Raw genomic sequence first — 4,656 nt, forward strand, 5'->3', positions numbered from 1 at the left:
GAGGTATAGCTTGCCCCCCAGCTAAACCAATCTGTTGGCTCCCACATAACACCCAGTGTGTAGGTGGGCGACAGCGTTTCTTGAACGTTGATGCTTAAAGCACCGATATCGTCCCAGGGGCCCACGTTGCCGCCACACAATGCTAGCCAAGGCTGCAATGGCTCGTCGCCACTTTCACAGTTGAACGCATCCTGGAGAATTTCTGCCACGCCCAGCAAAAGGTTCGGCGCCCGCATGTACTGATCTGCCGCAATACCCATGTGGGACAGGTGAATCCCTGCGCCTACAGACCATTCATTATTAATCTTGTAGCCCACGGTTGGTGCCAAATAGGTGGTGCGCTGCAATGCGGTCGCCTGAGGCTGGTAACGACCCGGATCATTTTTATCACGGTAAAAACCTGCGGCCAGAGGCAGATAGAAGGCGTTACCAAAGGTCAGTTTGGAGCCCGGCGGATTAATACTGAAACCCGCAGAAGGCGCAATTGCCGGCCCGGGCGGGGTTCGGAGAATGCCAAAACCAGGCACATAAAGCGCAACGTTGTTGGTGTGGCTATGACTATTGGCAACTGGGTCCCTTTGCTTGCCTGTGTTCGGGTCTATTTCCAAACCATCTATTCCGAAAATCTCATATCCATCTGGGGCCGTGAAGTCGGCGTCGATATCCAGATAGATACTCATCAGGTTCACTTCCAGCTGGCGCCCTTCCAGTTTTGTCAGGCCCGCTGGGTTGTAGTGAATGGCCATGATCCCGGGAGGATCGGCCGTGACAGCGTTACCCAAAGCCAATGCCTTTGGATGAATGGTCAGGTTCTGTGCGAGCTGAGCCTGGGTTCCACACGAGAGTGTCGTGGCGACCATTGCCGCGAGAAGCTGCCGTTTATGGCTGTTATGTCCCATGAAATCCTTCCCTTCCCGTCAAATCGTCAGCGGCGCCAATCACTCTTTGAGGCCGGAGAAGTTAATGGGCAGGGACACTCCGAGAGAAAAATCCGGGGCGTCCTCAGTCAGGCCAATACCAAGGCTGGTATTCACAATCGTGGTGTCGCTGACCCGGGTCCCCAACGACACACTCAGGAAACCGCTCATCTGATCTTGAGCCATTGCCTGGTCGCCATTGGAGAATGTGAGGTTGGTTTCGTCGCTGTAACTCAACTGCGCTGAAATGCTCAGGGAAATATCGTAAGAAAGTGAATAGGCAAACCCTGCAGAGCCGGAAATGCCAAAACCGGGCTCAACCTCGTTCAACAGTCGAGCACCGCGAACCTGCTGAAGATCCTCTGCAGGCAGGTTATAGGTTGCACTTACTGAGCCAAAGACCACAACCGGATCGAGTACCTTTGACAGACTTAGGCCACCACCGAGGGAGTAATAGCCACTGCCGGTGGAAAGCTGCTCGTTTATATCAATCTCGTAGGGACTGACGCCTGTCTTGCTGGTGAATGTACCGAACAGAGTTGTTGACATTTTCCCTGGCACATAAGCAAAAGGCTGCCACCGACCAGTCACAGAGATGTCACCAAAATCGTAGACGTTCAGTTCATCTTCAGTGTCGTACTTAACAACCAGAGGAACCCGTGCACCTACGGTAAGGTTATCCAACAAGCCAAAATCATAGGAAAACGCATTGGTGAAGTTATGGGTTGCGGAGGGCACGACATCCAAATTGCGTACCGAGCCGTTGGTAATGGCAAGGTCCAGACGTTGATCGGCCGTGTAAGAGTAATCAAACGAATAATTAAGGGAGTGAGACCCTTTTTTCTGCAGAGAGTAATTCTTTTCAGCCGCCTGGAATACTTCCTCAAGCTGGCGTGAAGAGTCTTTATCGCCCTCCTGTTTTGCGAGCGCATCCCTCGCTTGATCTACATTGCCTTCCTGCGCCAGGGCCGTGCCCGAAAGCAAACCCGCAGCGGAAACAAGGATAAGACCTCGCACAAGCCAACGATTCATCCTAACTCCCTAATTTTTATTGGTAGCATTCCTGTGCCTGGCACTCTGCCCGGCAAATGTTAATTGCGACGGTAATGCAATTGCTTTCGGGTATTCTCAACACTGCCATCCGGGTTATTTTTCTGACGTTCAAGCAAATTCTGAATGCGTCTAGCAGTAGACTCATGGAAGGCTGGCATCCGCTGTAGTGCCAGCAAGGTCATCGTTTGGTCGTCTACAAAGCGCAAATCTTCTTCTTTGAGTTCAAGGTTATCTAAAGGCTTGTCACTGCCCGGGAAAACAATGAACAACACGTTGTCGTGCCATTTTTCTTCGAACTGGGCGAGGGTAAAAGACAAATTACCTACCGCGGGATCGGCCACATATACACGGCCATCTCGGATGGTTCTGAGCACTACAAAGTGTTTGAAGCCAGCATGTTGGATAGGAACAATAGCCGGGTGATCGAGATCTATGAGATCGTCGATCGTCGCGCGAAAACCACCCGACGGATAACCCAGTGCTGTTACAAGGCGCTTCATATCAAGCATGGAAAAAGCACGACGCGAAACGATGCGATCACTTTCGCCGTAATGCAGCAGGCCTTCCATTACTTGGCGCTCTGAGAGCGTGCGCCCCAAATAAAAATTCAATATGGTGGTGAGTGCTGCGCTGCCGCAGCTGTAGTCATATGCCTGACGGACAATATTGCGGAATTTCTGCTCCACCAGCGGCTCAACACGAAAATCAGTACTGAGCTTCACCGGACTGGCATCTACCTTTTGCTCAATAACGACAGTGCCCCGTTCATAGGGCTCTACGACGGTAGCTTCCTGCACCATGGCAAATGTGAGAATGGATCCTGCGAGCACCAGCAGCATGTCAGATTAACTTCCTGTTTTTATTATCCGTGACACTTATCGGATTACATATTGTTACCGTAAGATACCGAAAGAGCCGATGGCTTAAAGATAACTGTGCCTCAAATCTGATGCTGCAGATGATCCTTCGCTTTTTCACGCTGGTTAACAGCCAGAGAGATACTGGCGTATCCCGCGTCCACACAGGTCGACATGATCTTTTTCAGCAGATCATAGGGCAGTTCTCGGTCTGCCAAAATGGTAATCGCCCGCCCTGCCTCAGGTACCGGCTGGGCAGACCGACTGGCTTGGTAATCCAGCTCCTTTTTAAGGCCCGGCTCTATTTGTCCATCCAGCGCCTTCAGTGCGTCGCGAGTGATAACAACACGCCCGTTTACGAGGATATCCAGATCAGTCACCGTCAGTGCCAGCACATCACCCGGTGGTTGCACAGCAGTGGACTCTGGCAGTTTGATCGTGCTGCTCTGGTTGAGCACCTGCACATCAGATGAGGAATTAACCATCAGAAAGAACACAAGAATCGTGAAGATATCCATTAGCGACACTAGGTTCATCTTGCTCTGGTTTTTATTACGCCTATGGTGGCGTTTTAGCCGACGGGCTTTAGCAGACTCTTTCATAATGCACCCCCAGCTTTTTGCGCCACTTCAGCCTCCACCACCGGAGCATCGCCCAAGGAGATTTCTGGAAACAGCTCCGCTTCCACAAGGTTACCCGCAACCACGGCGTTGTATGATCGAACCGTATCCATGACGGCAACTAAAGCCTGATAGGAGGTTTCCTGTGACGGCATGATGATCACGTCCTTTTTATCGGGCACGCGACTTTTGAGTTCTTTCAGGACTTCTTTAAGCCGGGCAAAGTCGTATTCACCAGCGTTCTGGTCAACGGTTTTGATCACTCCGCCTTGGTTGTCTGCAACCACCAGGCGATCAGAGTGGATAACCACCTGTATCTGCAACTCTTCAACCTGCTCCGTCGTCATGCTTTCGTCAGTGGGAAAGTTAAGTTCCAGAACACTGGTGTGTGCAAACACCATATTTAAAAGCAGCACCGGCACCAGCACGATCATAAGGTTCATGAACGGCGTAATGTCGAGATCTGGCTCACTCTGCAATCGACGATGTTTCCGTCTCATAGCCTGAAGTCCTCCAGCTGATTATCAGGCCGGCGCCGCCGCCGAGGCAGAAGGTGACGCAGCTTGCGGCTGAGCACCAGGGCGAGAACCAGAACCATCACTGAGCAGGTTGAGCACCTTGATGCCAGCCATTTCAAAGCTGTCGACAATCTCATTGGTTTTAGTCTGCAAAATAGAATGGATCAGCAGCATGGGGATGGCCGACATAAGGCCAAAAGCCGTGGTGTTCATAGCGACGGAAATACTCTGGGAAAGCAGGCTGGCTTTTTGTGCAGGATCGGCCGCAGCAACCGCTGTAAAGGCAGCGATCAAGCCGATGATGGTTCCCAACAGGCCCAGCAATGTTGCGATATTGGCAAGTGTTGCGAGGTACTGAGTACGCTTTTCAAGGCGAGGCATCACATCCAGCAGCCCTTCTTCCATGGCGTATTCGATGTCTTCACGGCCCTGGCGACGAGCCAAGCGCTGAAGACCGAAACCGATCATGATAGCCATTGCTGTACCGGATTCCTGAGCGAAATTGAGCGCACCTTTGAAATCACGTTTCGCAATCATCTGGTGCAGGCGGTTGAAGTCCCTGCGATTAGTGATCTTCTGAGCAGACAGATATACATATCTCTCAATGGCTACAATGAGTCCGATAATCAGCACAACGGCTATCGGAAACATAAAAAAGCCACCTTCCTGAAAGAAGCGAACGGCGGTATCG

6 protein-coding genes are annotated in these 4,656 nt (G+C 51.5%); all 6 read right to left on the reverse strand.

Features of this window, described 5'->3' with window-relative positions; genetic code table 11:
- Positions 1-899, reverse strand: an 899-nt coding sequence (locus tag ACTH3S_RS17830) for an OmpP1/FadL family transporter (protein WP_441810358.1), incomplete at its 3' end; no start/stop codon positions are given.
- 39 nt (positions 900-938) lie between these two features.
- Positions 939-1,949: a transporter gene (locus ACTH3S_RS17835; protein ID WP_441810359.1), complete on the reverse strand. Its 1,011-nt coding sequence runs from the start codon at positions 1,947-1,949 to the stop codon at positions 939-941.
- Positions 1,950-2,008: 59 nt separating this feature from the next.
- Positions 2,009-2,809, reverse strand: coding sequence for a C39 family peptidase (locus ACTH3S_RS17840; RefSeq protein ID WP_441810360.1), 801 nt, complete (start codon positions 2,807-2,809; stop codon positions 2,009-2,011).
- 101 nt (positions 2,810-2,910) lie between these two features.
- Positions 2,911-3,429 (reverse strand): ExbD/TolR family protein, encoded by a 519-nt coding sequence (locus tag ACTH3S_RS17845; RefSeq protein WP_441810361.1) that lies wholly within the window; start codon positions 3,427-3,429, stop codon positions 2,911-2,913.
- A complete protein-coding gene (locus ACTH3S_RS17850) occupies positions 3,426-3,947 on the reverse strand; it encodes an ExbD/TolR family protein (protein ID WP_441810362.1) in 522 nt (173 codons plus the stop codon). The genes ACTH3S_RS17845 and ACTH3S_RS17850 overlap by 4 nt, the downstream gene beginning before the upstream one ends.
- 24 nt (positions 3,948-3,971) lie before the next feature.
- A partial coding sequence (locus ACTH3S_RS17855; protein ID WP_441810363.1) for a MotA/TolQ/ExbB proton channel family protein occupies positions 3,972-4,656 on the reverse strand: 685 nt, incomplete at its 5' end.

The sequence above is a fragment of the Marinobacter sp. genome, assembly GCF_052094685.1.
Lineage (GTDB): Bacteria > Pseudomonadota > Gammaproteobacteria > Pseudomonadales > Oleiphilaceae > Marinobacter.